At 72.5% G+C, this 23,853-nt stretch carries 23 protein-coding genes; 11 read left to right on the forward strand and 12 right to left on the reverse strand.

Annotation, left to right across the window (positions count from 1 at the left end):
- Positions 1-52: 52 nt before the first annotated feature.
- Complete coding sequence (locus ABZ857_RS01885) at positions 53-1,309, forward strand: alpha/beta hydrolase-fold protein (RefSeq protein WP_357035895.1); 1,257 nt, start codon at positions 53-55, stop codon at positions 1,307-1,309.
- Positions 1,310-1,376: 67 nt separating this feature from the next.
- On the opposite strand, the gene ABZ857_RS01890 is transcribed toward ABZ857_RS01885, so the two are convergent.
- The 4 genes from ABZ857_RS01890 to purN form a co-directional block, all read right to left on the reverse strand.
- Positions 1,377-2,222 carry a bifunctional methylenetetrahydrofolate dehydrogenase/methenyltetrahydrofolate cyclohydrolase gene (locus ABZ857_RS01890; protein ID WP_357035898.1) on the reverse strand — a complete coding sequence of 282 codons (846 nt, stop codon included), beginning with the start codon at positions 2,220-2,222 and terminating at the stop codon, positions 1,377-1,379.
- A gap of 25 nt (positions 2,223-2,247) precedes the next feature.
- Positions 2,248-2,415: a hypothetical protein gene (locus ABZ857_RS01895; protein ID WP_179155248.1), complete on the reverse strand. Its 168-nt coding sequence runs from the start codon at positions 2,413-2,415 to the stop codon at positions 2,248-2,250.
- 126 nt (positions 2,416-2,541) lie between these two features.
- Positions 2,542-4,083: a bifunctional phosphoribosylaminoimidazolecarboxamide formyltransferase/IMP cyclohydrolase gene (gene purH / locus ABZ857_RS01900; protein WP_357035902.1), complete on the reverse strand. Its 1,542-nt coding sequence runs from the start codon at positions 4,081-4,083 to the stop codon at positions 2,542-2,544.
- Positions 4,080-4,736, reverse strand: a complete 657-nt coding sequence (gene purN / locus ABZ857_RS01905; RefSeq protein WP_357036223.1) for a phosphoribosylglycinamide formyltransferase — start codon at positions 4,734-4,736, stop codon at positions 4,080-4,082. The genes purH and purN overlap by 4 nt, the downstream gene beginning before the upstream one ends.
- Before the next feature lie 167 nt (positions 4,737-4,903).
- Here purN and ABZ857_RS01910 point away from each other — a divergent pair, with 167 nt between their 5' ends.
- The gene (locus tag ABZ857_RS01910; protein ID WP_357035905.1) at positions 4,904-5,308 is read left to right on the forward strand and encodes a hypothetical protein; all 405 of its coding nucleotides are present in this window, start codon (positions 4,904-4,906) and stop codon (positions 5,306-5,308) included.
- A gap of 1 nt (position 5,309) precedes the next feature.
- On the opposite strand, the gene ABZ857_RS01915 is transcribed toward ABZ857_RS01910, so the two are convergent.
- A complete protein-coding gene (locus ABZ857_RS01915; RefSeq protein ID WP_357035908.1) occupies positions 5,310-6,785 on the reverse strand; it encodes a PucR family transcriptional regulator ligand-binding domain-containing protein in 1,476 nt (491 codons plus the stop codon).
- 226 nt (positions 6,786-7,011) lie between these two features.
- Between ABZ857_RS01915 and ABZ857_RS01920 the strand changes: the two genes are divergently transcribed.
- The 4 genes from ABZ857_RS01920 to ABZ857_RS01935 all read left to right on the forward strand — a co-directional run bounded on the left by ABZ857_RS01920 (position 7,012) and on the right by ABZ857_RS01935 (position 11,230).
- Positions 7,012-8,109: a Zn-dependent alcohol dehydrogenase gene (locus ABZ857_RS01920; protein ID WP_357035911.1), complete on the forward strand. Its 1,098-nt coding sequence runs from the start codon at positions 7,012-7,014 to the stop codon at positions 8,107-8,109.
- A 147-nt stretch (positions 8,110-8,256) separates the two neighbouring features.
- Positions 8,257-9,690 carry an APC family permease gene (locus ABZ857_RS01925; RefSeq protein ID WP_357035914.1) on the forward strand — a complete coding sequence of 478 codons (1,434 nt, stop codon included), beginning with the start codon at positions 8,257-8,259 and terminating at the stop codon, positions 9,688-9,690.
- A 109-nt stretch (positions 9,691-9,799) separates the two neighbouring features.
- Positions 9,800-10,816, forward strand: a complete 1,017-nt coding sequence (locus ABZ857_RS01930; RefSeq protein ID WP_357035916.1) for an NADP-dependent oxidoreductase — start codon at positions 9,800-9,802, stop codon at positions 10,814-10,816.
- An 18-nt stretch (positions 10,817-10,834) separates the two neighbouring features.
- Entirely contained in the window at positions 10,835-11,230 is a 396-nt protein-coding gene (locus ABZ857_RS01935) for a MerR family transcriptional regulator (protein WP_357035919.1), read from the forward strand.
- On the opposite strand, the gene ABZ857_RS01940 is transcribed toward ABZ857_RS01935, so the two are convergent.
- From ABZ857_RS01940 to ABZ857_RS01960, 5 genes are all read right to left on the reverse strand, one after another.
- Positions 11,209-12,897: a DUF6350 family protein gene (locus ABZ857_RS01940; RefSeq protein WP_357035922.1), complete on the reverse strand. Its 1,689-nt coding sequence runs from the start codon at positions 12,895-12,897 to the stop codon at positions 11,209-11,211. The two genes, ABZ857_RS01935 and ABZ857_RS01940, sit on opposite strands and share 22 nt — an antisense overlap.
- Positions 12,898-13,072: 175 nt before the next feature.
- On the reverse strand, positions 13,073-13,948 hold the full coding sequence (gene sucD, locus ABZ857_RS01945; RefSeq protein ID WP_357035925.1) for a succinate--CoA ligase subunit alpha: 876 nt from the start codon (positions 13,946-13,948) through the stop codon (positions 13,073-13,075).
- Positions 13,948-15,129 (reverse strand): ADP-forming succinate--CoA ligase subunit beta, encoded by a 1,182-nt coding sequence (gene sucC, locus ABZ857_RS01950; RefSeq protein WP_357035928.1) that lies wholly within the window; start codon positions 15,127-15,129, stop codon positions 13,948-13,950. The genes sucD and sucC overlap by 1 nt, the downstream gene beginning before the upstream one ends.
- Positions 15,130-15,286: 157 nt before the next feature.
- Positions 15,287-15,688: a cobalamin B12-binding domain-containing protein gene (locus ABZ857_RS01955; RefSeq protein ID WP_357035931.1), complete on the reverse strand. Its 402-nt coding sequence runs from the start codon at positions 15,686-15,688 to the stop codon at positions 15,287-15,289.
- 73 nt (positions 15,689-15,761) lie between these two features.
- Positions 15,762-16,208: a MarR family transcriptional regulator gene (locus tag ABZ857_RS01960; RefSeq protein WP_357035934.1), complete on the reverse strand. Its 447-nt coding sequence runs from the start codon at positions 16,206-16,208 to the stop codon at positions 15,762-15,764.
- Between the two features lie 174 nt (positions 16,209-16,382).
- On the opposite strand from ABZ857_RS01960, the gene ABZ857_RS01965 reads away from it, so the two are divergent.
- On the forward strand, positions 16,383-17,288 hold the full coding sequence (locus tag ABZ857_RS01965; protein ID WP_357035937.1) for a hypothetical protein: 906 nt from the start codon (positions 16,383-16,385) through the stop codon (positions 17,286-17,288).
- Between the two features lie 161 nt (positions 17,289-17,449).
- On the opposite strand, the gene pcrA is transcribed toward ABZ857_RS01965, so the two are convergent.
- Positions 17,450-19,666, reverse strand: a complete 2,217-nt coding sequence (gene pcrA / locus ABZ857_RS01970) for a DNA helicase PcrA (protein ID WP_357036226.1) — start codon at positions 19,664-19,666, stop codon at positions 17,450-17,452.
- A 105-nt stretch (positions 19,667-19,771) separates the two neighbouring features.
- Between pcrA and ABZ857_RS01975 the strand changes: the two genes are divergently transcribed.
- From ABZ857_RS01975 to ABZ857_RS01990, 4 genes are all read left to right on the forward strand, one after another.
- Positions 19,772-20,506, forward strand: coding sequence for a PIG-L deacetylase family protein (locus ABZ857_RS01975; RefSeq protein WP_357035940.1), 735 nt, complete (start codon positions 19,772-19,774; stop codon positions 20,504-20,506).
- A gap of 110 nt (positions 20,507-20,616) precedes the next feature.
- Positions 20,617-21,105, forward strand: coding sequence for a hypothetical protein (locus ABZ857_RS01980; protein WP_357035943.1), 489 nt, complete (start codon positions 20,617-20,619; stop codon positions 21,103-21,105).
- Positions 21,106-21,114: 9 nt separating this feature from the next.
- A complete protein-coding gene (locus ABZ857_RS01985) occupies positions 21,115-22,272 on the forward strand; it encodes a sensor histidine kinase (RefSeq protein ID WP_357035946.1) in 1,158 nt (385 codons plus the stop codon).
- On the forward strand, positions 22,269-23,111 hold the full coding sequence (locus tag ABZ857_RS01990) for a response regulator (protein ID WP_357035949.1): 843 nt from the start codon (positions 22,269-22,271) through the stop codon (positions 23,109-23,111). Before ABZ857_RS01985 ends, ABZ857_RS01990 begins: the two co-directional genes overlap by 4 nt.
- Here ABZ857_RS01990 and ABZ857_RS01995 read toward each other — a convergent pair.
- Positions 23,075-23,848 (reverse strand): CPBP family intramembrane glutamic endopeptidase, encoded by a 774-nt coding sequence (locus tag ABZ857_RS01995; RefSeq protein WP_357035952.1) that lies wholly within the window; start codon positions 23,846-23,848, stop codon positions 23,075-23,077. The genes ABZ857_RS01990 and ABZ857_RS01995 overlap by 37 nt on opposite strands.
- Between the last annotated feature and the right edge of the window lie 5 nt (positions 23,849-23,853).

Below are 23,853 nucleotides of genomic sequence, written 5' to 3' on the forward strand. Positions count from 1 at the left end.
CGAGTACCTTTGCAAGAGCCGGCACCATGGGGGACTTTTAGGAGAGGCCGGGTTGGAGCTCACAGCGGCAAAAGTTCAGGTCCTGTTCGTCGCGCTCGCACTCGGCGGACTGGTCGCGACGGTCTGGCTGTGGCCCCGGCTGAGCGGGCCGTCCTGGCGCTCGATCGCCGCACGGGCAGGCGTGCTGGTCGCGGACCAGACCCTGCTGCTGCTCGCGGTCGCCGTCGTGCTCAACGCCTACTTCGGGTTCTTCGGCTCGTGGGGCGACCTGCTGGGCACGAACGCGGCCGAGGCGCCGGCGATCACGGCGGGTACGGCGGCCGGCGGGGCGGGACTCGTCCGGGTGCTCGGCAGCAGGCCGGTCGAGGTCACCAGGCCGAAGGCCGGCCTGCCCGCGGGGCGCCTGGAGCAGGTGACGATCACCGGGGCGAGGACCGGGCTGAGCTCACCGGCGTACGTGTACCTGCCGCCGCAGTATTTCGACAAGAAGTACGCCGGCCGGCGCTTTCCCGTGATCCTCGGGCTGACCGGTTATCCGGGCGACGCGGAGAACCTGGTGACCCGGCTCGATCTGCCCACGCTCACGGCGACCTCGATCCTCACCCACGAGATCGGCCCGGCCGTCCTGGTGCTCATGCGCCCCACGGTCGCGCCGCCCCGGGACACCGAGTGTGTGGACGTGCCGGGCGGGCCGCAGGTCGAGACGTACTTCACCTCGGACGTGCCGCGGGCGATGGCCGCGGCGTTCCGGGTCGGCACCGAAGCCGCCAACTGGGGCATTCTCGGCGAATCCACCGGGGGCTACTGCGCGCTCAAGCTGACGATGCGGCACCCCGAGGCGTTCTCGGCCGCGGCGTCCCTGTCCGGGTACTTCCACGCCCTGACGGACATGACGACGGGCGACCTGTTCGGCGGGAACCGGCGGCTCCGGGACGAGAACGACCTGATGTGGCGGCTGGCCCACCTGCCGGCCCCGCCGGTGTCCGTCCTGGTGGCGAGCAGCCGTGAGGGCGAGTCCGACTACCGGGCGACGATGGACTTCCTGGCGGCGGTGAAGGCGCCCATGCGGGCGTCCTCGCTGATCCTGCCGAGCGGGGGCCATAACTTCGCCACCTGGAGCAGGGAGGCCCCCCAGGCCCTGCCCTGGCTCGCCCAGCAACTGCACGCGCCCGCGCAGCCGCCGTCCCGGCCCGCGATCGCCCAGGGTCCCAAGCACCTCGCCCGCGAATCGCCCCTGCCCCCCGCTCGGCGGCCCCGCCCCGCCCATCACTCCCCCACGCACAAGGTCGCGAAGAGGAGAGCCCGGTAGACCGGCGGGGAGGACGGCCGGTGCCGCGGAGGGGCTCCGGGGCGATCCCGCCGATCAGACCGGTGGATCAGCTCCGCTCGGCGGCCTCGACGACGTTGGCCAGCAGCATGGCCCGGGTCATCGGCCCCACTCCGCCGGGGTTGGGGGCGACGAAGCCCGCGACCTCGCGTACGTCGGGGGCCACGTCGCCGGTGAGCTTCCCGTCGACGCGGGAGACACCCACGTCGAGCACGGCCGCGCCGGGCTTGACCATCTCGGCGGTCACGAGGTGGGGCACCCCGGCCGCGGCGACCACGATGTCCGCCCGGCGCACGTGGGACGCCAGGTCCTGGGTGCCGGTGTGGCAGAGCGTGACGGTGGCGTTCTCCGCGCGGCGGGTGAGGAGCAGGCCCAGCGGCCGGCCCACGGTGATGCCCCGGCCGACCACGACGACCTCGGCGCCCTTGGGCGGCACGCCGTACTCCTGGAGGAGGACCACGATGCCGCGCGGGGTGCACGGCAGCGGGGCGTCGACCATGTGGACGAGCCTGCCCAGGTTGACCGGGTGGAGGCCGTCGGCGTCCTTGGCCGGGTCCATGCGCTCGATGAGCGCCTGGGTGTCCAGGTGACGCGGCAGCGGCAACTGGACGATGTAGCCGGTGCAGGCCGGGTCGGCGTTCAGCTCGTCGACCGCGGCCTCCACGTCCGCCTGGGTGGCGCTTTCCGGAAGGTCCTTGCGGATGGAGGTGATGCCGACCTCCGCGCAGTCGCGGTGCTTGCCCGCGACGTAGATCTGGCTGCCCGGGTCGTCGCCGACCAGGATCGTCCCCAGGCCGGGAGTGACACCCCGGGCCGCCAGGGCCTTCACCCGCTCCGCCAGCTCACTCTTGATCTTGGCGGCGGTCGCCTTGCCGTCCAGAAGCCGCGCGGTCATGGCACTCCCTGTCCTTCCAGGTGCTTTACTGTCCCCCCTCGCGGCGCTCGATGATCCGCCGGGTGAAGGGGATGAACTCCACGATCCGCCAGCCGAAGTAGGCGGCCAGTGCGGCGATGGGCAGCAGCGCGATGGGGCTGTTCCACACGCCGTTCATCGTCGCGAAGGAGCTCATGATCGTATCAAGGGGCATGGAGGGACTCCGTGGGGAGGATGGGGTGGGCGCTTCAGGCTAACCGCCCCACAAGGGTGATCGTGCCGTTTTCACCCCATCCATCCCAGCAGCCGCCCCTCTGTGGCGGTACGTCAGCCTTCTCGATCAGTGGAAGAAGTGCCGGGTGCCGGTGAAGTAGAGCGTGATGCCGGCCTCCTTGGCGGCCTCGATGACCAGGTCGTCGCGGATCGAGCCGCCCGGCTCGACGATCGCCTTCACGCCCGCCTCGGCCAGCACCTGCAGGCCGTCGGGGAACGGGAAGTACGCGTCGGAGGCGCCGACCGATCCGGCCGCGCGCTCGCCGGCCCGGGAGACCGCCAGGCGGGCCGAGTCGACCCGGTTGACCTGGCCCATGCCGACGGCGACGGTCGCGCCGCCGGAGGCGAGCAGGATCGCGTTGGACTTCACCGAACGGCAGGCCCGCCACGCGAAGGCCAGGTCGGCCAGCACCTCGGGCGAGGCCGCCTCGCCGGTCTTGAGCTCCCAGGTGGACGGGTCGTCGCCGGGCGCGTCCACCCGGTCCACCGTCTGCACGAGCAGGCCGCCGTCGATGCGGCGGAACTCCGCGGCGTTCGACGGCCCCTGCGGGCAGGCGAGCAGGCGGATGTTCTTCTTCTCCCGGAGCACATCCAGCGCGTCCGCCGCGAACGACGGCGCGACCACCACCTCCGTGAAGATCGGGGCGATCTGCTCGGCCAGCTCGCGGGTCACCTCGCGGTTGACCGCGATCACCCCGCCGTACGCCGACACCGGGTCGCACTCGTGCGCCTTGCGGTGCGCCTCGGCCACGTCGGCGCCCACGGCGATGCCGCAGGGGTTGGCGTGCTTGATGATCGCCACGCACGGCTCGGCGAAGTCCCAGGCGGCCCGCCAGGCGGCGTCGGCGTCCACGTAGTTGTTGTAGGACATCTCCTTGCCGTGCAGCTGCTCAGCGTTGGCCAGGCCGTTCTTGCCACCGGTGTAGAGGGCGGCTCCCTGGTGGGGGTTCTCGCCGTACCGCAGGGCGGCCTTGCGCTTCCACGCCGCGCCCATGAAGGACGGCCAGTCACCCTCGGGGGCGTACACGTCGGCGAACCAGGACGCGACCGCGACGTCGTAGGCGGCGGTGTGCGCGTACGCCGCGGCGGCCAGCCTCCTGCGCTCGGTCAGCGTGAAGCCGCCCTCGGCGACCGCGGCCAGCACCTCGCCGTACGCCGCGGGGTCGACGACCACGGCCACCGTGCCGTGGTTCTTGGCGGCGGCGCGGATCATCGCGGGGCCGCCGATGTCGATCTGCTCGACGCACTCGGCGTCGGAGGCGCCGGAGGCGACCGTGGCGGCGAAGGGATACAGGTTCACCACCGCGAGCTGGAACGGCTCGATCTCCAGCTCCTCCAGCTGCTTGACATGGGAGGGGTTGGCGCCGTCGGCGAGCAGCCCGGCGTGGACCCGCGGGTGGAGGGTCTTGACCCGTCCGTCCAGGCACTCGGGGAATCCGGTGAGCGACTCCACCTTGGTGACCGGCACGCCGTAGGAGGCGATCGCGGCGGCGGTGCCGCCGGTCGACACGATCTCCACGCCCGCGGCCTCGAGCCCCCGCGCCAGGTCTTCGAGACCCGTCTTGTCGTAAACGGTGATCAGCGCACGGCGGATGGCGATGCGGGTCACTTCGTGGTCCTTCCTGGTGTCGGGCCTTCTGCGGCCTGTCCTGCGACTCGTCCCGTCCCCAGGCGCACGGTCCGCCCGGTCAGGGTCCAGCCCTCGCGGGCCATGCGGCCCACCGTCTCGACGAGGAGGCCCCGCTCGACGGTCTTGATGCGCTCGTGCAGCGACTCCTCGTCGTCCCCATCCCGTACGGGCACCGCCTCCTGGGCGATCACCGGGCCCGTGTCCACGCCCGCGTCGACGAGGTGGACCGTGCAGCCGGTGACGCGGACGCCGTACGCGAGGGCGTCGCGGACGGCGTGCGCGCCGGGGAAGGCGGGCAGCAGCGCCGGATGGGTGTTGACGACCGGGAACGCGCCCAGCACGCGAGGACCGAGGATCTTCATGAACCCGGCGGAGACCACCAGGTCGGGCTTGTGCTCGGCGATGCGCCCGGCCAGCCTCTCGTCCCACTCCTCCCGGGTGGGGTGGTCTCCCACCCTCTCGACGAACGTGGGGACGCCGGCGCGCTCGGCCCTGGCCAGGCCCTCGATGCCGGTGCGGTCGGCCCCGACGGCCACGACCGTCGCGCCGAACGCGTCGTCTGCCGCCGCGTCCAGCAGCGCTTGCAGGTTGGTCCCCGAACCCGAGACGAGGACGACGAGCCGGAAGGACAGAGCGGAACTCCTTCGTGAGCTGCCTTCGTTTTGCAGGTGATTGCCGGGAGATGGTTCCTTAGAGAGTGGTCGAGCGTGGAGGGCCGTCCCTCGACGCAGCTAAAGCGTATCGGGCGCCGGCCATCACGACTGACGACGGGCTATGCGGAACGCGAAGCGAGGAGACCGTGACAACACCCCTACAGACGCCGACCCCTGCGACCGGAGGGCGCAGGGCTCTCGTGCTCGCCATCATGGCGCTGGTCTTCACGCTGATGCTGCCGGCGGCCGGGCTGGCGCTGTCGCTTTTCGCGATCTTCATCGCGATCCGCGACCTGCGCCTGCTCAACCGCGAACGGCGCGGGATCGGGATGGCGACCGGGGCCGTCGTGCTCTCGTCGCTCGCGTTCGTCCTGGGCATCGTGACCACGGGATTCCAGCTCTACTTCTCGCAGGAGCTCAACGCGTACAACGAGTGCCGCAAGGGCGCGGGCACGGTGGCGGCCCAGCAGGAGTGCTCCGACCAGCTCATGCGGGCGTTCGAGCGGAAGATGGGCGTGGCCTGGCCCACCGGCGTCCCGGCCCCCGCCTGACCTACTGAGCGTCGCCGAGCTGGAGCGCCTGGAGCGCGAGCCAGGCGATGACGCGGTCCTCGGTGACGGAGACGGACAGGCCGGTCAGCTCCTCCACCCGCGCCATCCGCTGGCGCAGCGTGTGCCGGTGGATGCCGAGCTGCGAGGACGCCGCCTCCCAGCTGCTGTTCTCGCTCAGGAAGACCCGCAGCGAGCGGAGCAGGACCAGGGTGGAGTCGTTCTCCAGCAGCGGCAGGAGCGGGGAGGTGAGCGCCGCGCGCGCGGCCGGGTCGAGGTGCTGAAGGATCAGCCGCTGGGTCGGCAGCCCGGCGAACTCGACCACGGGACGGGCGTCCGCGACGGCCACCGCGAGCGCCTGCTCGGCCTGCCGCCGGCTGAGCAGTCCGGAGACCGGCGGCTGCGGAGTGCCGATGCCGCACCGGGCCGGAACGCCTTCCCGCTCGACCGCGTCGGACACCCGCGCGGTCCACCGGCCCAGCTCGTCCTCCGGCAGCAGCACCGTGACCAGCGACGACTCCGAGCTGACCAGCGGGGGCAGATCCAGCTCCGCGCACCACTCCAGCACGTTGTCCTCCAGCGGGACGGCACGCGACCGCGAGCGCAGCAGCGCGACGGCGACGTTCCCGGCGAGCAGGTTCCACCGGGCCGACACCCGGGCGACGAGCGCCGGGTCGCCCGACATCAGCGCGTCCACCGCGTCGGCCCGGGCCAGGCCCCAGGTGTCGCCGCCGCTCAAGGGATTGAGGGCGAGGTCGAGCAGGAGCGCGGCGTGCTGCGCCAGCTCCCGGGTCAGCGTGATCCGGTCCGGGCGGGGCGCGACCACGAGGTGGGCTCGGGGCCGGACCGGGTCGCCCACGCCGTACACGGTCAGGGCGGGATGCCGGATGCGGGAGCGCTGGCCGAGCGCCGCGGCCCGGGCGTCGTCGATGTGCACCCGGGCGGCGCCCACGGCCGCGTGGATCTTCCCGTGCCGGTCCATGAGTACGGCCCAGCTCTCGATGCGCGCGGCGAGCGTCGCCACGACCCCCTGGGCCCCGGCGCTGCGCGCCACCATCGTCATGCTGGACACGCCCTCGGCGATCAGCCGCGCCTCCGCGGCTCCGGTGCGCAGCAGGTCGGCGTTGACGTGGTAGGTGATGTCCTGGAACGCCACGGCGCTGGGGATCTCCAGCACGGCCAGGCCGTGCTCCCCGGCGGCTTCGACCAGCGCCGGCGGGACGGACGGGTGGCGCACCCCGATGCCGAAGCCGAGCACGGCCACCCCCGCCCCGGCCAGCCTCGCGGCGTACGCCGCCAGGTCGTCGGGCCTGTCCAGCTCCAGGCCGAGGGTGAGGAGCATCTCACCGCCGCGCAGCCAGGGGGTCGGATCGGCCAGCTCGGATATGTGCGTCCAGCGGATGGGGCGGTCCAGGCCCGTCGTCCCGGTCGGCACGCGCAGCCGGAACCGCTGCGCGACGTCGCCCGCCGTCTCCAGCACCCGGTGTCTCCCCTCTCCGGATATCGCGACATGCCGTCGCGGAACTGACGCAGTGTCACCGTGACACGGCCCCGCCAGGGGCGCGAAGTATCGGATCGGCGCACCGAGCGCAGGTGGATGGACATTTGGCCAGCTGCCGCGGCGACGCCCGCGTCCCTAGCCTGAACCCTGTTTCAGTAACACCGGGTGACGGCAGGGCTGTTCCCGGGCTGAGGAAGGGAGCAGTATGCGCGCCGCGGTATTCGAATCCGCCGACCGGCCCGTCCGGGTCGAGCAGGTGGAGCTCGCCCCTCCGGGCCCCGGCGAGGTCCGCGTGAGGATCGCCGCCGCCGGGGTCTGCGGCTCGGACCTGCACGTACGCCGCGGCGAATGGGACGTCCCGCTCCCCCTGGTGATGGGGCACGAGGGCTCCGGCGTGGTGACCGAGCTCGGTCCGGGGGTGACCAGCCTCGCGGAGGGCGACCACGTGGTCCTGTCCTGGGTCGCCCCGTGCGGGCGGTGCCGGTACTGCCGGTCCGGGCACGAGGCACGCTGCCAGCTCGCGGCGACCGTGGTCGCGCCCGGAGGGGTCCTCCAGGACGGCACCAGCAGGCTGACCCGGAACGGAGAGACGCTCTACCACTACCTCGGCGTCTCCTCCTTCGCCGAGGAGGCCGTGGTCCCGGCGTCCGGGGCCGTCAAGATCCGCGAGGACGCCCCGCTGGACACCGTGGCCCTGGTCGGCTGCGCGGTGGCCACCGGCGTCGGCGCGGTGACCAACACGGCCGCCGTCCTGCCCGGCAGCACGGTCGCGGTCATCGGCTGCGGCGGGGTCGGGCTCTCCGTCGTCCAGGGCGCCAAGCTGGCCGGAGCCGAACGGATCGTCGCGATCGACACCCGCGCCGAGAAGACGGCGCTCGCCATGACGCTCGGGGCCACCGACCAGCTCTCCGGCGCCGACGCGACCGCTCCCGAGGCGCTGCGCGACCTCCTGCCGGACGGCGTCGACTACGCCTTCGACGCGGTCGGCCACCAGGCCACGCTGGAGTCGGCCATCCAGATGCTCGGCCTGGGCGGTGCGGCCGTGGCCGTGGGCCTGCCGCCCAAGGGCACGCTCGCGCGCTTCGACCCGCTGGTCCTCGCGGAGGCCGACCAGCGGATCCTCGGATCCAACTACGGAAGCGTCCGCCCGGCGATCGACATCCCGGCGCTGGTCGACCGCTACATGGACGGCCACCTGCAGCTCGACCAGCTCGTCAGCAGGCGCACGACGCTCGACGAGGCCGGCCACGCCCTGGACGCCCTGGCCAGCGGCGAGGCGCTGCGCACGCTGCTCGTCCCCTGACACCCTCCCCGGGCCGCGTCCCCCGTCACGCGTCTCCCTGCGACGCTTCCCTGCCCGGATCCGCCGCCGCGGATCCGGGCCCCCGCCGCCCGTTCGCGCCTTGGCCCCGGACCGCCGAGGCCCCGTTCGTACAAGGAAAACCCCGCAATGACACACACCACCGCCCCCCACCCGCACCACGGGCACGGGCTGCGGCGCGGGGCGATGTCGGGCGGCGAGGTCGTCGCCCAGGCCATCGCCAACATCGCCCCGAGCGCCGTCATCGCCTTCTCCGTGGCCGGAATCTTCGCCAGTGCCGGCAACGCGTCCTGGCTGTCGTTCACCCTCGCCACCGTGGTCATCCTGGCCGTCGGCTACTGCATCTCCCAGTTCGCCAAGCGCCGGGCCTCGGCCGGCTCGCTGTACAACTACGCCGCCCAGGGGCTCGGCCCGCTCGGCGCGTACGTCACCGGCATCACGCTGATCATCGGCTGTTTCGGCATCGCGTCCGGCTCCCTCGCCGGCGCCGTCTACCACTTCAACGCCTTCCTGGACGGGATCGGGCTGACGATCCACAACACGCTGTGGAACGTCGTGCTCGCGGTGGTGATCGGCGGCCTCGCCACGCTGTTCACCGTGTGGGGCATCCGGATGTCGGCGCGCATCTCGCTCGTCCTGGAGGTCATCTCCATCACGATCATCACGGCGATGCTGGTCATCGTGCTGCTCGCCGGGGACGGGCCGGTCTTCGACAGCAGCCAGCTCAGCCTCGACGGCGCCACGCCGCACGGCATCGCGGTCGGCATGGTGCTGGCGATCCTCGGGTTCGTCGGCTTCTCCAGCTCCGACGCCCTCGGCCGCGAGGCGCGCAACCCGTTCAAGGCGATCCCCAGGGCCATCATGTGGAGCGCCGCGGGCGTCGGCCTGCTGTACATCTTCGCCTCCTACACCCAGGTCGCGGGCTACCGCGCGCTGGGCGACCTCGGCACCAGCGGCAACCCTCTGGACGAGCTCGCGGTGGCCGTCGGCATGCCCGGCTGGTTCCGCCCGGTGCTCAGTCTCGGCGTCACGGCGTCGTTCTTCGCCGTCGTGGTCGCCCCGATCAACGTGATCGGCCGCATCGTCTTCGTCATGGGCAAGGAGGGCGTGCTGCCCGGCGCCCTCGGCCAGACCCACCGGACCCAGCAGACCCCGCATCGGGCGATCCTCGCGGTGGCGCCGATCGCCGTCGCACTGACCGCGCTGCTCTTCGCGCTCGGCGTGGACGGCATGGAGATCGTCGTCAACGTCGACACCTACGGCACGTACGGCTACATGGTGGCCTACGCCGTCGTCGCGCTCGCCGCGCCGATCTTCCTGCGCCGGGAGCGTGTGCGGATCCCGCTCATCTGGCCGTGCGTGATCGTCTCGGTGGTCGGCATGGCGTACGTCTTCTACGTCAACGTCGTGCCGTGGCCGGCCTGGCCGCTGAACTTCGTGGTCCTCGCCTTCCTCGTCACCGTCGCCGTGGCCCTCGTCTGGTACGGCTACCTCCGCGCGGCCCGGCCGTCGGTCGCCCAGACCATCGGCACGACCGAGACCGACTTCGCCGAAATGGCCTGACGACCACGCCGTGCCCGCTTGCCTTTGACGCGCGGGTCAGGGGTTAGCGTCGCGGGGCCGTGCGGGTGTGCCGCACGAGCGGTCCCCTTCCGACACCGTGGGAGTCCCCATGTCCCAGCCCCTGCCCCGCGCCGCACGGGAGATCCGGCTCGCCGAGGTTCCGTCCGGCCTTCCCGGCCCCGAGCATCTGACCGTCGCCGAGGTCCCGCTGCCGGTGCCGGGGGCCGGTGAGGTCCTGGTGCGCAACCGCTGGTTCCAGGTCTTCCCCTCGCTGCGCACGCTGATCGCCGGAGGCGTGCCGGGCACGCCCTTCCCTCCGCTTCGGCCCGGGGACACGCTGTTCGGCCCGGCCGTCGGCGAGGTCGTCGCAGCCCCGGACGGCGGCGATCTGCGGCCGGGCGACCTGGTCGCGCACTTCCGGGGCTGGCGGGAGTACGCCGCGGTCCCCGCGTCCGCGCCGCTGGGCGACGCCCTGCCCGACCCGGCCGCGCACCTGGCGCAGGGCGTCACCGCGTACGCCGCCCTGACCCGGATCGCCCGCCTGCGCCGCGGTGAGACGGTGCTCGTCACCGGCGGCGCAGGAGGCGTCGGGTCGCTCGCCGGCCAGATCGCCCGGCGGCTGGGCGCGGCACGCGTGATCGGCACAACGGGCTCGCCGGCAAAGGCCGAGCGCATGACCGCCGAGCTCGGCTACGACGCGGTGGTGCTCCGCGACGGGACCCCGATCGGCGGGCGGCTGGCCGAGGCGGCGCCCGGCGGCGTGGACGTGGTCGTCGACACCGTCGGCGGCGAGCAACTCCAGGCCGCGGTCGCCGCGGCCCGGCCCGGTGCCCGCCTCGTCGTGGTCGGCACCCTGTCCACGCAGCTGTCGGCCGCGGCCGACGGCACGACGGCCCCGGTGGAGCTGGACGCCTTCCAGCTCATCGCCAGGAACATCACGCTGCGCGGCCTCACCGGCGTCGACGACGAGACCCGCGCGGAGTGGACGGAGCGCTTCGGCGCCTGGCTCCGCTCGGGCGCCGTCACCTTCCCGCACACCCGGATCACGGGCATCGAAAGCGCGCCGCGGGCGTTGCGTGAGTTGTTCGAGGGACGGCACGTGGGAACGGTCGTCATAGAAGTCTGAGCACAGCCGGGAGGTCTCATGCGGATCGGCGACGCCGCGGCGGCGGCCGGGACCACGCCACGCGCGTTGCGCCTGTACGAGCAGCGCGGGTTGCTCCTGCCGCCCCCGCGCACGTCGTCAGGCCAACGGGAGTACGGCCCACGGGACGTCGCCCGCGTCCGCCTGGTGCGCCGGTTGCTCGCCCTCGGCCTGACCATCGAGGACGTCGCCCGCTGCGCCGACCGCCTGGACCTGCTTGAGGGCGACACGCTGCCGCCGTACGGCAGCCCCGGCTGCTCCGGCGGCAGCGGTGTCGTGCAACGCCGGATCGCCACCCTGGAGGCCGAGATCGCCCGCCTGACGGACCTGCGGGACCGCCTCGCCTCGGCCGTCGCCGAGCGGCCCGGGGAGGATCAGTCGCGGTCCCAGGCGTAGGGATCGACGTAGATGATGTGCCCTCCGCGGTCGTCGGTCTCGTCCACGATGTCCTTGCGCGGCTTCGGCGGGGGGCTCGGGGCGCGCTTCGCGGCCGGTTTGCGTGGGACGCCGGGAAGCGAGTCGCCGGGAGGCGGGTCGCCGGGAGTCCGGGGGGTGGCCCCGGCCCGCCGCGCGCCCATGTCGTCGAAGGTCTCCGCCGCCGCCGCGGCGTGCTCGTCGGTCCAGTCGTCCCTGATCACCGGGATCGGCTGGGTGTCCGCCTCGGTGGCGTCCAGCCAGTGGCCGGGCAGGTGGGCGCCGCGGGCGGGCCGCACCCGCCCGGCCGCCTTGGCGATCACCGCTCCGGCCCTCCGCACCGGCTCGGGCGGGGTGGCCGGCCGGCGGGAGATCAGCCACCAGTTGGCGATGCCGGCCGAGATGCCGGCGGCCACACCGACCTCCAGCGTGACCGACAGCGCCACCTCCCAGGGAGACGGCCCCACCGCGGCCAGGCCCGCCCCGCCGAGCGGGCCGCCCGACAGCGCGGCGAGCGTTCCCGCGACGAGGCCGGAGGTGATCCCGCAGACGAACCCCCACAGCGGCGCGGCCTCGATCGACGGGGTCGGCGCGACGCGGGCCGTCACCACGCCGGCGACCGCCCCGGCCGCGAACGGCACCGCGATCACGCCCATGACCCAGGGAGGCGCGGCGCCGGACGACGGCAGGGCGCCCAGCAGCGGCAGCATGGGCACCGCGCTCAGCTTGACCCCGGTGGGCGCGACCAGCGTCCCCGCCCCCACCGCGAACCCGGGCCCCGAGATGTACGCCATGCCCCAGATCACGGCGTTGAAGAAGTAGAGGACCTCCAGGAGCAGAAGCAGCAGGCCGCCGACCACTCCGGGGCTGAGGACCTCCGACATCTGCTGGATCCGGGCGAAGTTGACCACCACGGCCCCGAGGACCAGTACGGCCCCGGCCACGAGCATCAGCGAGATCGCGACGGCCGTACCGGAGACGAGTGCCCGGGGCCGCTCGGGCAGCAGGCGCAGCATCGACCGCCACGGCCCGATCGTGCGGGCGGTGGCCACCGACCCGGTGACGAAGGCCAGCAGCAGGTGGCTGACCAGCGCCTCCCCCAGGAACGGCTGCATGATCTCGTTGCTGGAGACCAGGGCGATCACCCCGGCGAGCAGCGCGTACGGCGCGGCCAGCGAGATGCCGGCCTGGGCGATCAGCGCGAGCTGGGCGCGGCGCCGGGCGTTCTCGACGTCGCGTGGCGTGCCCTTCGGCAGCCGGGCCGGCATCCGCACCCGCAGGTCGGCGTCCCGGGCCATCCACAGGCCGGCCCGGTAGAGCAGCACCCCCGGCAGGATCATCAGCCCGATGGGCAGCAGGCCCACCCGGCCGCCGGGGATCGCGAAACCGGCGTGGTGGGCGGCGAGCCAGAGCTGGCAGGCCGTACGGAAGACGCCGGGCAGGCCCTCGCCGAACGGCCCGCGGGGCGCGGCCATCCAGCCGATGAGCGTGAGCGTGGTGAGCACGGCGAGGCCGACACCGAGCGTCCCGACCGCGGCCAGCATGCCGGAGACGGGGAGCGGACGGCGGGTCTCCTCGTCGTCGCCGGCGCCCATGCGGCCGAGCACGGCGCGGGGAGCGGTCCTGAACTGGTCGAGAAGGCCCGTCACGCTACCGCATCATCCCAGCCCCGCGGCCTCCCTCCACGTCGCCACGCCGAGGAGTACGCAATCCGGACGCATCGGCACGCGTACCGGCCGGGCCGGAAACGTCCGCGACCTTGCGCTCGCACCACCAAGGCGGTGGCAGCGCAAGGTCGCGGACGACGGTCGGATGTACGCGCGATCAGCGGCCGGACATGATCTCGCGCATCAGGCGGGCGGTCTCACTGGGAGTGCGGCCGACGCGGACGCCGACCTTCTCCAGGGCCTCCTTCTTGGCCTGGGCGGTGCCGGCGGAGCCGGACACGATCGCGCCGGCGTGACCCATGGTCTTGCCCTCGGGCGCGGTGAACCCGGCGACGTAGGCGACGACCGGCTTGGTCACGTGCTCGTCGATGTAGGCCGCGGCGCGCTCCTCGGCGTCGCCGCCGATCTCGCCGATCATCACGATCGCGTCGGTCTCCGGGTCCTCCTGGAACGCCTGGAGGGCGTCGATGTGCGTCGTGCCGATGACCGGGTCGCCGCCGATGCCGACGCAGGTGGAGAAGCCGATGTCGCGCAGCTCGTACATGAGCTGGTAGGTCAGCGTGCCGGACTTCGACACCAGGCCGACGCGGCCCTTGGTGGTGATGTCGGCCGGGATGATGCCCGCGTTGGAGGCGCCGGGCGAGGCGATGCCGGGGCAGTTCGGCCCGATGATGCGGGTCTTGTTGCCCTTGGAGACGGCGTACGCCCAGAACTCGGTCGTGTCGTGGACCGGCACGCCCTCGGTGATGACCACGCACAGCGGGATCTCGGCGTCGATGGCCTCGCGGACGGCGGCCTTGGTGGCGGCCGGGGGCACGAAGACGACGGACACGTCGGCGCCCGTCTGCTCCATGGCCTCCTTGACCGTGCCGAAGACCGGCAGGCCCTCGTGCGTGATGCCGGCCTTGCGGGCGTTCACGCCGCCCACGACCTTGACGCCGGCGGCGAGCATGCGGCGGGTGTGCTTGGTGCCCTCACCACCGGTCATGCCCTGCACGATGATCTTGCTGTTCTCGGTGAGCCAGATAGCCATTACGCACCTACCGCGGCGAGCTCGGCGGCGCGCTTGGCCGCTTCGTCCATGGTGTCGACCAGCTCGACCCGCGGCAGCGCGGCGTCGGCCAGGATCTGCCGCCCCAGGGCGGCGTTGTTGCCGTCCAGACGGACGACCAGCGGGTGGGTCACTTCCTCGCCCCGGCTCTCCAGGAGCTTGAAGGCCGAGACGATGCCGTTCGCGACGGCGTCGCAGGCGGTGATGCCGCCGAAGACGTTCACGAAGACCGACTTCACCGACGGGTCGGACAGGATGATCTCCAGGCCGTTCGCCATGACCTCGGCCGACGCGCCGCCGCCGATGTCGAGGAAGTTGGCCGGCTTGGGCTGGCCGGGGAACTCCTCACCCGCGTACGCCACGACGTCGAGCGTGGACATGACCAGGCCCGCGCCGTTGCCGATGATGCCGACGTTGCCGTCCAGCTTGACGTAGTTGAGGTGCTTCTCCTTGGCCCGGGCCTCCAGCGGGTCCTCCGCGGCCTTGTCGACGTACGCGGCGTGCTCCGCCTGGCGGAAGTTCGCGTTGTCGTCGAGGGTGACCTTGCCGTCGAGCGCCTTCACCTGGCCGTCGGCCGAAAGGATCATGGGGTTGACCTCGACGAGCGAGGCGTCCTCGTCGACGAAGACGGCCCAGAGCTTCTCGATCAGCTCGGCGGCGCCGTCCAGCGCCTGCTGCGGCAGGCCGCCCGCCACCGCGATCTCACGGGCCTTGGCGCGGTCGACGCCCGTCAGCGGGCTGACCGGCACCTTCGCCACCTTCTCCGGCGCGGTGTGCGCCACCTCCTCGATGTCCATGCCGCCGGAGGCGGAGCAGATGGCGAGGAAGGTGCGGTTGGCACGGTCGAGAAGGAAGGAGAAGTAGTACTCCTCCGCGATCTGGCTGGCCTCCTCGATCAGGACCTTGTGGACCGTGTGGCCCTTGATGTCCATGCCGAGGATCTGCGTCGCCTTCGCCTGCGCGTCGGCGGCGTCGTCGGCCACCTTCACGCCGCCGGCCTTGCCGCGTCCGCCGGTCTTGACCTGGGCCTTGACGACAACGCGTCCGGTGAGCTGCTCGGCAGCCGCCCGCGCCTCCTCCACGGTGTGCGCGACGATTCCGCGCGGCACCGGGATGCCGTACTCCGCGAAGAGCTCCTTCGCCTGATGTTCGAACAGGTCCACGAGGGTCCGTCCCTTTTGATGTCCGAGGCCGGGCGCCGTCGTCCCGCCCGGCGTTTCCGCGCATGAAGCCTAGTCCCCGTACGAGCGTGGGCGCGTCGTCGGGTCCCACTGGAGCCTTGCCAATGACTCTTGAGTACGGCAAGGTTGGGCAAAATGCCTAAACGATGGCGGGAACCGCCGAACGGACCCATTCCACGATCTCCTGCGTGGTGGACCCGGGCGTGAAAATCCTGGCGACCCCCATCTTCCGCAGTTCGGGGATGTCGGCCTCGGGGATGATGCCGCCGCCGAACACGACGATGTCGTCGGCGCCCTCCTCGCGCAGGACCTCGAAGAGCCGGGCGAACAGCGTCATGTGGGCGCCGGACAGGATGGACAGCCCGATCGCCGCCGCGTCCTCCTGGATCGCCGTGCGGACGATCTGCTCCGGCGTCTGGTGCAGTCCGGTGTAGATGACCTCCATGCCGGCGTCGCGCAGCGCCCGCGCCACCACCTTGACCCCGCGGTCGTGCCCGTCGAGCCCCGGCTTCGCGACGACGACCCGAATCCTGCCTCCCATGAAGACCTCCCTACGGTGCCCGCTGCCCGAAGCGTAACCGCCGCCCGCGGATCTCCCGTGGAACGGCCCCGCGTCAGCCGCCCGCCGGCCGTTCCCGCAGCAGCGCGCGCAGGCCGTCCACGAGCCCCTGCCTCTCCTGCGGGGTCATCGTGCGCACGGCCGCCGCCAACGGGTCGTCGTCGCGCTCGGCGTCGTCGCGGCCCGCGCTCACGGTCGCGGCCCGGCCCGCCTCGGTGATCCCGACGTACACGCGCCGCCGGTCGCCCTGGTCGCGCGTCCGCGCGACGAGTCCCCGGCTCTCGACGCGGTCGAGCAGTTCGGTGGTCGCCGCCCGCGACAGCCGCAGGCGCTCGGCCAGGTCGCCCACCGTGAGCGGCCCGTACGCCACCAGATGACGCAGGACCGACAGCATGCGGGCGGTCACGTCACCGCCCGGCAGGAGGCGGCCGGACGCGCGCAGACGCCGGTGGACGGCGGGATAGAGCCGTGAAATCTCCTCGACCGCCGCCTTCTCCTCCATGGCGTCCTTTCAGGTCCGAACTTTTCGTGGCGAAATGATAATCAGCTCGCATACCGCGCTACCACCTGAAAACTCACAGGAAATCTGGATTTTCGTTACTTTCCTGTGATCATGAGCCGCAATGATTTCTGGGCTGCCCTCATGATCTTGAGGGCACTTACGGGAGGAATCACTTTGAAGCGAGCACTCATGGCGCTGGCGTGCGCCGCGACGGCCGCGCTCGTGGCGCCCGCTGTCGCCGCCCCCGCGCAGGCTCAGACATCGACCCAGGCGCAGGCCCCCGCCGCCGACCCGGTGGCGGCGCTGCGCAAGCAGTTCGTCGCCGGCCACGGCGTGCGGTTCGTCTCCTCGGGTTCGATGAGCGTCGTCGGCGTCCCGGCCATCACATTCACCTCGAACGGCGGCTACGCCTTCGGCCGGTCCGGCATCGTCGCCTCCGACGCCACCCAGAAGACCAAATACAGCGACCTGCTGAAGGACGAGGAGAATCTGGAGGATCTGCAGGGCCTGAACGACCCGGTCCGCACGATCGTCATCGGCAAGACCGGCTACCTCTCCGGCGGGGTCTACGCGGGCCTGCTCCCCGAGGGCAAGACCTGGCTGCGTGTGCCCGGCCTGAAGCCGGGCTCCTCGTCGACTCTGGGCTTCGTGAACCCCGCCGACTGGCAGAGCCTCAAGGCGGTCCTCGCGACGACCAAGGCCAAGGGGCCGGGCGGCAACGTCAACGGCGCGAAGACCACGCTCTACCGCGGCAGCATCACGCTCGGGCAGCTCATGAAGGTCAACCCGAGCCTCAACGACGGCCTCGCCGCCCTGGGGTCCAACCCCGGAAAGACCGTGGTGTCCTGGAAGCTGTGGATCGGTCCCGACCAGCTCGTCCGCCGGGCTTCGACCAGCGCCGACCTGAAGATGAAGGTCGACAAGTCCTCCTTCACCTTCACCCTGTCCGACGTCACCACGTTCGCCGGCTGGGGCAAGAAGGTCACGGTCAAGGCCCCGCCGGCGAGCACGGTCGCCAACCTGACCGACCTCGACGGCGAGGTGCCGGACGCGCCGGGGATCATCGACATCGCCAAGTGATCCCCGCTCCATCGCATGATGGAACCCCGCGCGGCCGAGCCCCTCGCGCGGCGTGAGACACAGGCGGCCGGTCCCCGGGTGATCACCACCCGGAGGCCGGCCGCTCCGCTCTGCGGGGGTCAGACCTTGCCGATCAGAGCTTGTCGATCAGGGCTTGCCGATCAGAGCTTGTCGATAGGGGCGTAGGCGAGCAGCAGGGTCTTCTCGCCCTCGCTGCCGAAGTCGATCTTCACTCGCGTCTTCTCCGCCTGACCGTCCACCGCCACCACGGTGCCGAGCCCGAACGTGTCGTGGGTGACCCGGTCGCCCGGCGACAGGTTCGGGATCTGCCGGCCGCCGGTCTTCTGCGCGGGAGCCGTACGGGCGGCCGGGCGCGAGGTCGCGGCGGACCAGGCGGACTTGCCCGGGTCGCCGCGCCACTCGAGCAGGTCGCCCGGCACCTCCGACAGGAAGCGCGAGGCGGGGTTGAACGACGGCGCGCCCCACGCCGAGCGGACCGCCGACCTGGACAGGTAGAGCCGCTCCTTGGCCCGGGTGATGCCGACGTACGCCAGCCTGCGCTCCTCCTCCAGCTCCTTCGGGTCGCTCAGTGAGCGCATGTGCGGGAAGACGCCGTCCTCCATGCCCGTGAGGAACACCACGGGGAACTCCAATCCCTTGGCGGTGTGCAGGGTCATCAGCGTGACCACGCCGCCGTGGTCGTCGCCCTCCGGGATCTGGTCGGCGTCGGCGACGAGCGAGACCTGCTCCAGGAAGTCGACGAGCGTGCCCTCCGGGTTCGCCTCCTCGAACTCGGCGGCCACCGAGATCAGCTCGTTGAGGTTCTCCAGCCGGCTCTCGTCCTGCGGGTCGCCCGAGGTCTCCAGCTCCGTACGGTAGCCGGTGGCGCTCAGCACCTCCTCCGCCAGGTCCGAGAGCGGAAGCTCCTTGGCGCGCAGCTCGTCCAGCAACGTGACGAAGTCGCGGATCGCGTTGAGCGAACGGGTGGCCACGCCCGGCGCCTCGTCTGCCCGGCGCAGCGCCTCCCAGAAGGCGATGCGCTCCCGGTTGGCGAACGCCTCGATCATCGCCTCGGCGCGGTCGCCGATGCCGCGCTTGGGCACGTTGAGGATGCGCCGCAGCGACACCGTGTCATTCGGGTTGGCCAGGACCCGCAGGTAGGCGAGCAGGTCCTTGACCTCCTTGCGCTCGTAGAACCGCACCCCGCCCACGACCTTGTACGGCAGGCCGGTGCGGATGAAGATCTCCTCGAACACGCGGGAGGCGGCGTTCGTGCGGTAGAAGACCGCCACGTCGCCGGGGGTGACGCCGTGGTCGTCGCTGAGCCGGTCGACCTCCTGCGCGACGAACATGGCCTCGTCGTGCTCGTTGTCGGCGACGTAACCGATGATCTTCGCGCCCGCGCCCTGGTCGGACCACAGGTTCTTCGGCTTGCGGCCCTCGTTGCGGGAGATGACCGAGTTGGCGGCGTTCAGGATCGTCTGCGTGGAGCGGTAGTTCTGCTCCAGCAGGATCGTCCGCGCGTCCGGGTAGTCGCGCTCGAACTCCAGGATGTTGCGGATCGTCGCGCCGCGGAAGGCGTAGATCGACTGGTCGGCGTCGCCGACGACCACCAGCTCGGAGGGCTCGACGCCCTCCCGCACCACGTCGCCGTCGGCGGTGCGCACCTCGGGCCGCCCGACCAGCTCGCGGATCAGCATGTACTGCGCGTGGTTGGTGTCCTGGTACTCGTCGACCATCACGTGCCGGAACCGCCGCCGGTAGTGCTCGGCCACCTCGGGGAAGAGCTGGAACAGCGTGACCGTCAGCATGATCAGGTCGTCGAAGTCCATCGCGCCGGCCTCGGTGAGCCGCCGCTGGTAGGTGCGGTAGGCCTCGGCGAGCGTGCGCTCCAGATGGGTGGAGGCCCGGTCGGCCGCCGTCTCGTAGTCGATCAGCTCGTTCTTGAAGTTGCTGACCTGCGCCGAGAAGGACCGCGGCGGGTAGCGCTTGGGGTCGAGGTCGAGCTCGCGGCACACCATCGCCATGAGCCGCTGGGAGTCGGCCTGGTCGTAGATCGAGAAGCTGGATGTGAAGCCCAGCCGCTTCGCCTCGCGCCGCAGGATCCGCACGCAGGCGCTGTGGAACGTCATGACCCACATGGCCCTGGACCTCGGCCCGATGAGCTTGTCGACCCGCTCCTTCATCTCGCGGGCGGCCTTGTTGGTGAAGGTGATCGCGAGGATCTCCCCCGGCTGGACGTCGCGCTCCGCCAGCAGGTAGGCGATGCGGTGCGTCAGCACCCTGGTCTTCCCGGAGCCGGCCCCGGCGACGATCAGCAGCGGACTGCCCTGGTGGGTGACGGCGTCCCGCTGCTGCGGGTTGAGGCCGTCGAGCAACGGATGAGTGGCGGCTCGGGTGGACACCTCCTTAGGTTATGACCGCGCACCGACATCCGGAGCCCACTCGCCCGGCAAGTCACGTTTAAGGTGATGTGCCGGACCATGAGGAGGCTGCTCGTGCTGGACGAGGCGGAAATCAAGAAGGTGCTGGTGGTCGTCGCGCACCCCGACGACATCGACTTCGGCGGCGCGGGAACGGTCGCCAGACTGACCGAGGCGGGCGCCGAGGTGGTGTACTGCCTGGTCACGGATGGCGACGCGGGCGGGTTCGACCGGGCGGTGGACAACGGCGGCATGGCCGCGCTGCGCCGGGCGGAGCAGACGGCCGCGGCCAAGTGCGTCGGGGTGAGCGACCTGCGCTTCCTGGGCTACCGGGACGGCGTGGTCGAGCAGACGCTCGGCTTGCGGCGCGACATCACGCGGGTGATCCGCCAGGTGCGGCCCGACCTGGTCGTCACGTCGAGCCCCGAGCGCAACTACGAGCGGCTCGGCCCGAGCCACCCCGACCACCGCGCGGTCGGCGGCGCCACCCTCGACGCGGTCTACCCCGACGCGCGCAACCCGTACGCCTTCCCCGAACTGCTGGCCGACGAGGGCCTGGAGGCCTGGACCGTCCGCGAGGTGTGGCTCACGGGCGGGATGACGGTCAACCACTACGTCGACGTCACCTCCACGGTCGATCGCAAGATCGCCGCGCTGCGCGCGCACGAGAGCCAGACCGCGCACGTCCCCGACCTGGACGGCATGGTCAAGGGCTGGCTCTCCGGCAACGCCGCCGCCGCGGGCCTCCCCGAGGGCTCGTACGCCGAGGCGTTCCAGCGGGTGATCACCGCCTGAGCCGGGCGCGCCGGGTCCTCCACCCCCGGGTGGAGATCGCCTGATCTCCACCCCGGTTTTCCACCCGCGCGCCGATCCGGTGCGCGCCCGATCTCCCTACCGTCGGGCGCATGGAAACCGCACAGATCGTCGTCGTCGCCCTCGCCGTCCTCGCCTTCGTGATCTACCGGCAGATGACGCCGAGGCCCGTCGCCAGGCCCGTGGGTCTGTTCATCGCCGCCCTGATGATCCTGGGCGGCCTCGGCGGCGGCGCGCTCGTCGACCCCCGGCACACGGCGCTGAGCCTCGCCGTGCTCGTCGCGGAACTCCTCGTGGCCGCCGGCCTCGGTGTGCTGCGGGCCATGACGACGCGCGTGTGGCGCGACCGGAACGGCGTGGCGTGGTCGCAGGGCGGCGTCGTGACCCTGATCGCCTGGGTGGGCTCCATCGCCGTCCGGGTCGCGATGATCGCCCTGACCTCCCTCCTCGGTCTCGCCTCGTCGCAGACCTCCGTGCTCCTGTTCGTCGGGGTGACCCTCGGCGTCCAGTTCCTGGTCGTCGCGCGGCGGGCGAAGGCCCTGCCCGGCGCCCCCGTACCGGACGTGCAGGCCGCCCGCTAACGTCGGGACGTGCTCAGCCGTGACGGCCGCGCCCAGGCCGGCCCCGAGTCCCACCGCAGGAACGCGATCGCCGGCGCATGCCTGCGGACGGCGGTGATCGCGTTGGTGGTGGGCGGTCAGGCCACCTCCCCGCCCGGGTTCGGCCTGACCAGCGACCGGCTCGCCGTCACCGCGCTGACCACCGCGATCGCCGTCACGCTGATCCTCATGGTCGTCATCCGGCTCTGGCCGATCCTGCCGGGACGCTGGAACGACGGGCCGGCGGAGGCCGTCCTCATCGGGCTCACCCTCGTGGCGGCCATCGCCCTCGACATGGTCTCGGACAGCGGCCCGGCCGTCGCCGTGCTCATGTTCTGCGTCGGAGCCGCGGCCGTACGGCAGCCGCTCAGCCGGTCGCTGCCGCTCCTGCTGCTGGCCCTGGCGGGCCTGGGGTCGAGCGTCACGGGCCTGCTGCCGCCGGTCACCCCCGACGCGCGGGAGCGCGACGTCAGCCTGTGCGTCTCGATCTGCGTGGTCTTCGCGGTCGCCTACGCCATCAGGCAGCGCAGGGCCGCCACCGCCGCCCAGGCGGGCGAGGCGGTGCTGGCCGAGCGGGCCCGGATCGCCCGGGAGATCCACGACATCCTGGCGCACTCCCTGTCCGCGCAGATCGTGCACCTCGAAGGCGCCCGGCTGCTGCTGCGCGCCGACCGGTCGCAGGAGGCGCTGGACCGGGTCGAACGCGCCCGCGAGCTGGCCAAGAAGGGCCTCGAAGAGGCGCGCAGGGCCGTGGCCGCGCTCCGCGACGACGCCCAGCCGCTGCCCGCCGCGCTGGACGCGCTCGCCGAGGAGTTCCGCAACTCGACCGGCGAGGAGTGCGCCGTCGTCGTCTCCGGGTTCGAACGCCGCCTGCCGCCCGAGACCGAGCTGGCGATGATCCGCACCGCCCAGGAGGCCGTCACCAACGTGCGGCGGCACGCCCCGGGCTCCCCCGCCACCGTACGGCTGAGCTTCGGCGACCGGGAGTGCGAACTGGAGGTCGTCAACCCCCCGAGTGACGAGCCCGGGACGCCGGGGGGAGGATACGGTCTCGTGGGCATGCGCGAACGAGCCGAACTTCTGGGCGGCACCCTGGAGGCCGGCGAGACCGAGGACGGTTTCCGGGTCCGGCTGTGGGTGCCGGCGTGACCGCCCGGGTGCTCGTGGTGGACGACCAGGCCGTGGTGCGCGACGGGCTCGTCCTGCTGCTCGGCCTGCTGCCGGACATCGAGGTGGTGGGGTCGGCGTCCGACGGCAAGGCCGCGCTGCGCCTGGTCGCGGACGAACGGCCCGACGTCGTGCTCATGGACCTGCGCATGCCCCGGATGGACGGTGTGGAGGCCACCCGCAGGATCCGCGCCGGGTTCCCGGACACCCAGGTCGTCGTGCTCACGACGTACACCGACGACGAGTCGGTCTTCGCCGCGCTGCGGGCCGGGGCGCGGGGCTTCCTCACCAAGAGCGCGGACGCCGAGGAGATCGCACGCGCCGTGACCACGGTGATGAACGGCGACGCCCAGCTCGACCCGGGCGTGCAGCGCCGCCTCCTGAGCACCGTCACCGGCGCCGCATCACCGGGCGAGACGCCCGCCCCGGCCGCCACACCGGCTCACCGGTCGCGTTTCTCGCCGCGCCACGCCCGGGAGGCGCCCCGAACGGGCCGGACGCCGGGGGCGGGGACGCCGCCGGATGCCGGGATGGGGCCGGGCACCGCGTCATCTCCCAGCACCGGGGCATCTCCCAGCGCCGGGACGTCGGCCGGTGCCGGGGCGCCGCCGCCCGACGGGCTCACTCCGCGCGAGGCGGAGGTCCTGCGGCTCATCGCGCGCGGCCTGTCGAACGCCGAGATCGCCGCCGCCCTGTTCATCGGCGAGGCCACGGTCAAGACGCACATCAACAACCTCTTCGCCAAGGCCCGTCTCCGCGACCGGGCCCAGGCGGTCGCGTACGCCTATCGGACCGGCCTGGCCGACCCCCGCGACGGCTGATCCAGGCGGCGGGACAGCCGGGCGGCGGCGTAGCCGAGGGAGTTCGTCGCCAGGTGGAGCAGCGCGGGTGCGAGCAGCCCGGCGCGGTGACGCAGCCCGTGGAACACGAGCCCGGCGGCGGCGGTAGACGCCACCGTCCCCGCCACCAGCCGTCCCGTCTCCAGCCGCGCCGCCTTCATGGGGCCGGCGGCCTCGTCCGGCGTCTCCCCAGCGGTCAGGCGGCCGAGGGCGGGGTTGGCGCGGGCCATGTCCATGGCGGGCAGCACGTGCCACAGCCCGAACAACGCGGCCGAGGCCGCGACAGACGTACGGGCCGGAAGCACCCGGCCGAGCAGGGCGGGCAGCACGCCGCGGAAGCCGACCTCCTCCAGCAGCACGGTGCCGAAGGGCACCTGGACCAGGGCCTCCTCCAGCACCCGGCGGCGCGACAGGGCCAGCGCCCTCGCGTCGTGGAAGAGCGGCCGGGTGCGGGGCAGCGCCACGCCGGCCGCGTAGACGGCCGCGACGCCCGCGGCGAGCGCTCCACCGGTCACCGCGCCCGCACGGGCGCGGCGGAAGCCCAGCTCGTTCCAGGTCAGCCCCTCGCGCCGGGCGATCACCAGCAGCGCGCCGGTCGCGGCCGCCGAGGTCAGCGGCGCCCACCGCCGGGCGATCCGGTTGTTCAGCACGTTGGCCGCGGCGAGCACGCCGAGACCGGTCGCGATCGCACCTGCCCCCCTCGTCCGGTTCGTCGTCACGACCG

This window comes from Microbispora sp. NPDC046933 (assembly GCF_040644635.1).
Taxonomy (GTDB): Bacteria; Actinomycetota; Actinomycetes; order Streptosporangiales; family Streptosporangiaceae; genus Microbispora.

Bases quoted from the DNA above. Each gene is read 5' to 3' on its own strand.
- ABZ857_RS01890 (WP_357035898.1), bottom strand. From the start codon at position 2,222: ATGACCGCGCGGCTTCTGGACGGCAAGGCGACCGCCGCCAAGATCAAG.
- ABZ857_RS01895 (WP_179155248.1), bottom strand. From the start codon at position 2,415: ATGCCCCTTGATACGATCATGAGCTCCTTCGCGACGATGAACGGCGTG.
- ABZ857_RS01920 (WP_357035911.1), top strand. From the start codon at position 7,012: ATGCGCGCCGCGGTATTCGAATCCGCCGACCGGCCCGTCCGGGTCGAG.
- ABZ857_RS01925 (WP_357035914.1), top strand. From the start codon at position 8,257: ATGACACACACCACCGCCCCCCACCCGCACCACGGGCACGGGCTGCGG.
- ABZ857_RS01930 (WP_357035916.1), top strand. From the start codon at position 9,800: ATGTCCCAGCCCCTGCCCCGCGCCGCACGGGAGATCCGGCTCGCCGAG.
- ABZ857_RS01935 (WP_357035919.1), top strand. From the start codon at position 10,835: ATGCGGATCGGCGACGCCGCGGCGGCGGCCGGGACCACGCCACGCGCG.
- sucD (WP_357035925.1), bottom strand. From the start codon at position 13,948: ATGGCTATCTGGCTCACCGAGAACAGCAAGATCATCGTGCAGGGCATG.
- ABZ857_RS01955 (WP_357035931.1), bottom strand. From the start codon at position 15,688: ATGGGAGGCAGGATTCGGGTCGTCGTCGCGAAGCCGGGGCTCGACGGG.
- ABZ857_RS01960 (WP_357035934.1), bottom strand. From the start codon at position 16,208: ATGGAGGAGAAGGCGGCGGTCGAGGAGATTTCACGGCTCTATCCCGCC.
- ABZ857_RS01975 (WP_357035940.1), top strand. From the start codon at position 19,772: ATGAGGAGGCTGCTCGTGCTGGACGAGGCGGAAATCAAGAAGGTGCTG.
- ABZ857_RS01980 (WP_357035943.1), top strand. From the start codon at position 20,617: ATGGAAACCGCACAGATCGTCGTCGTCGCCCTCGCCGTCCTCGCCTTC.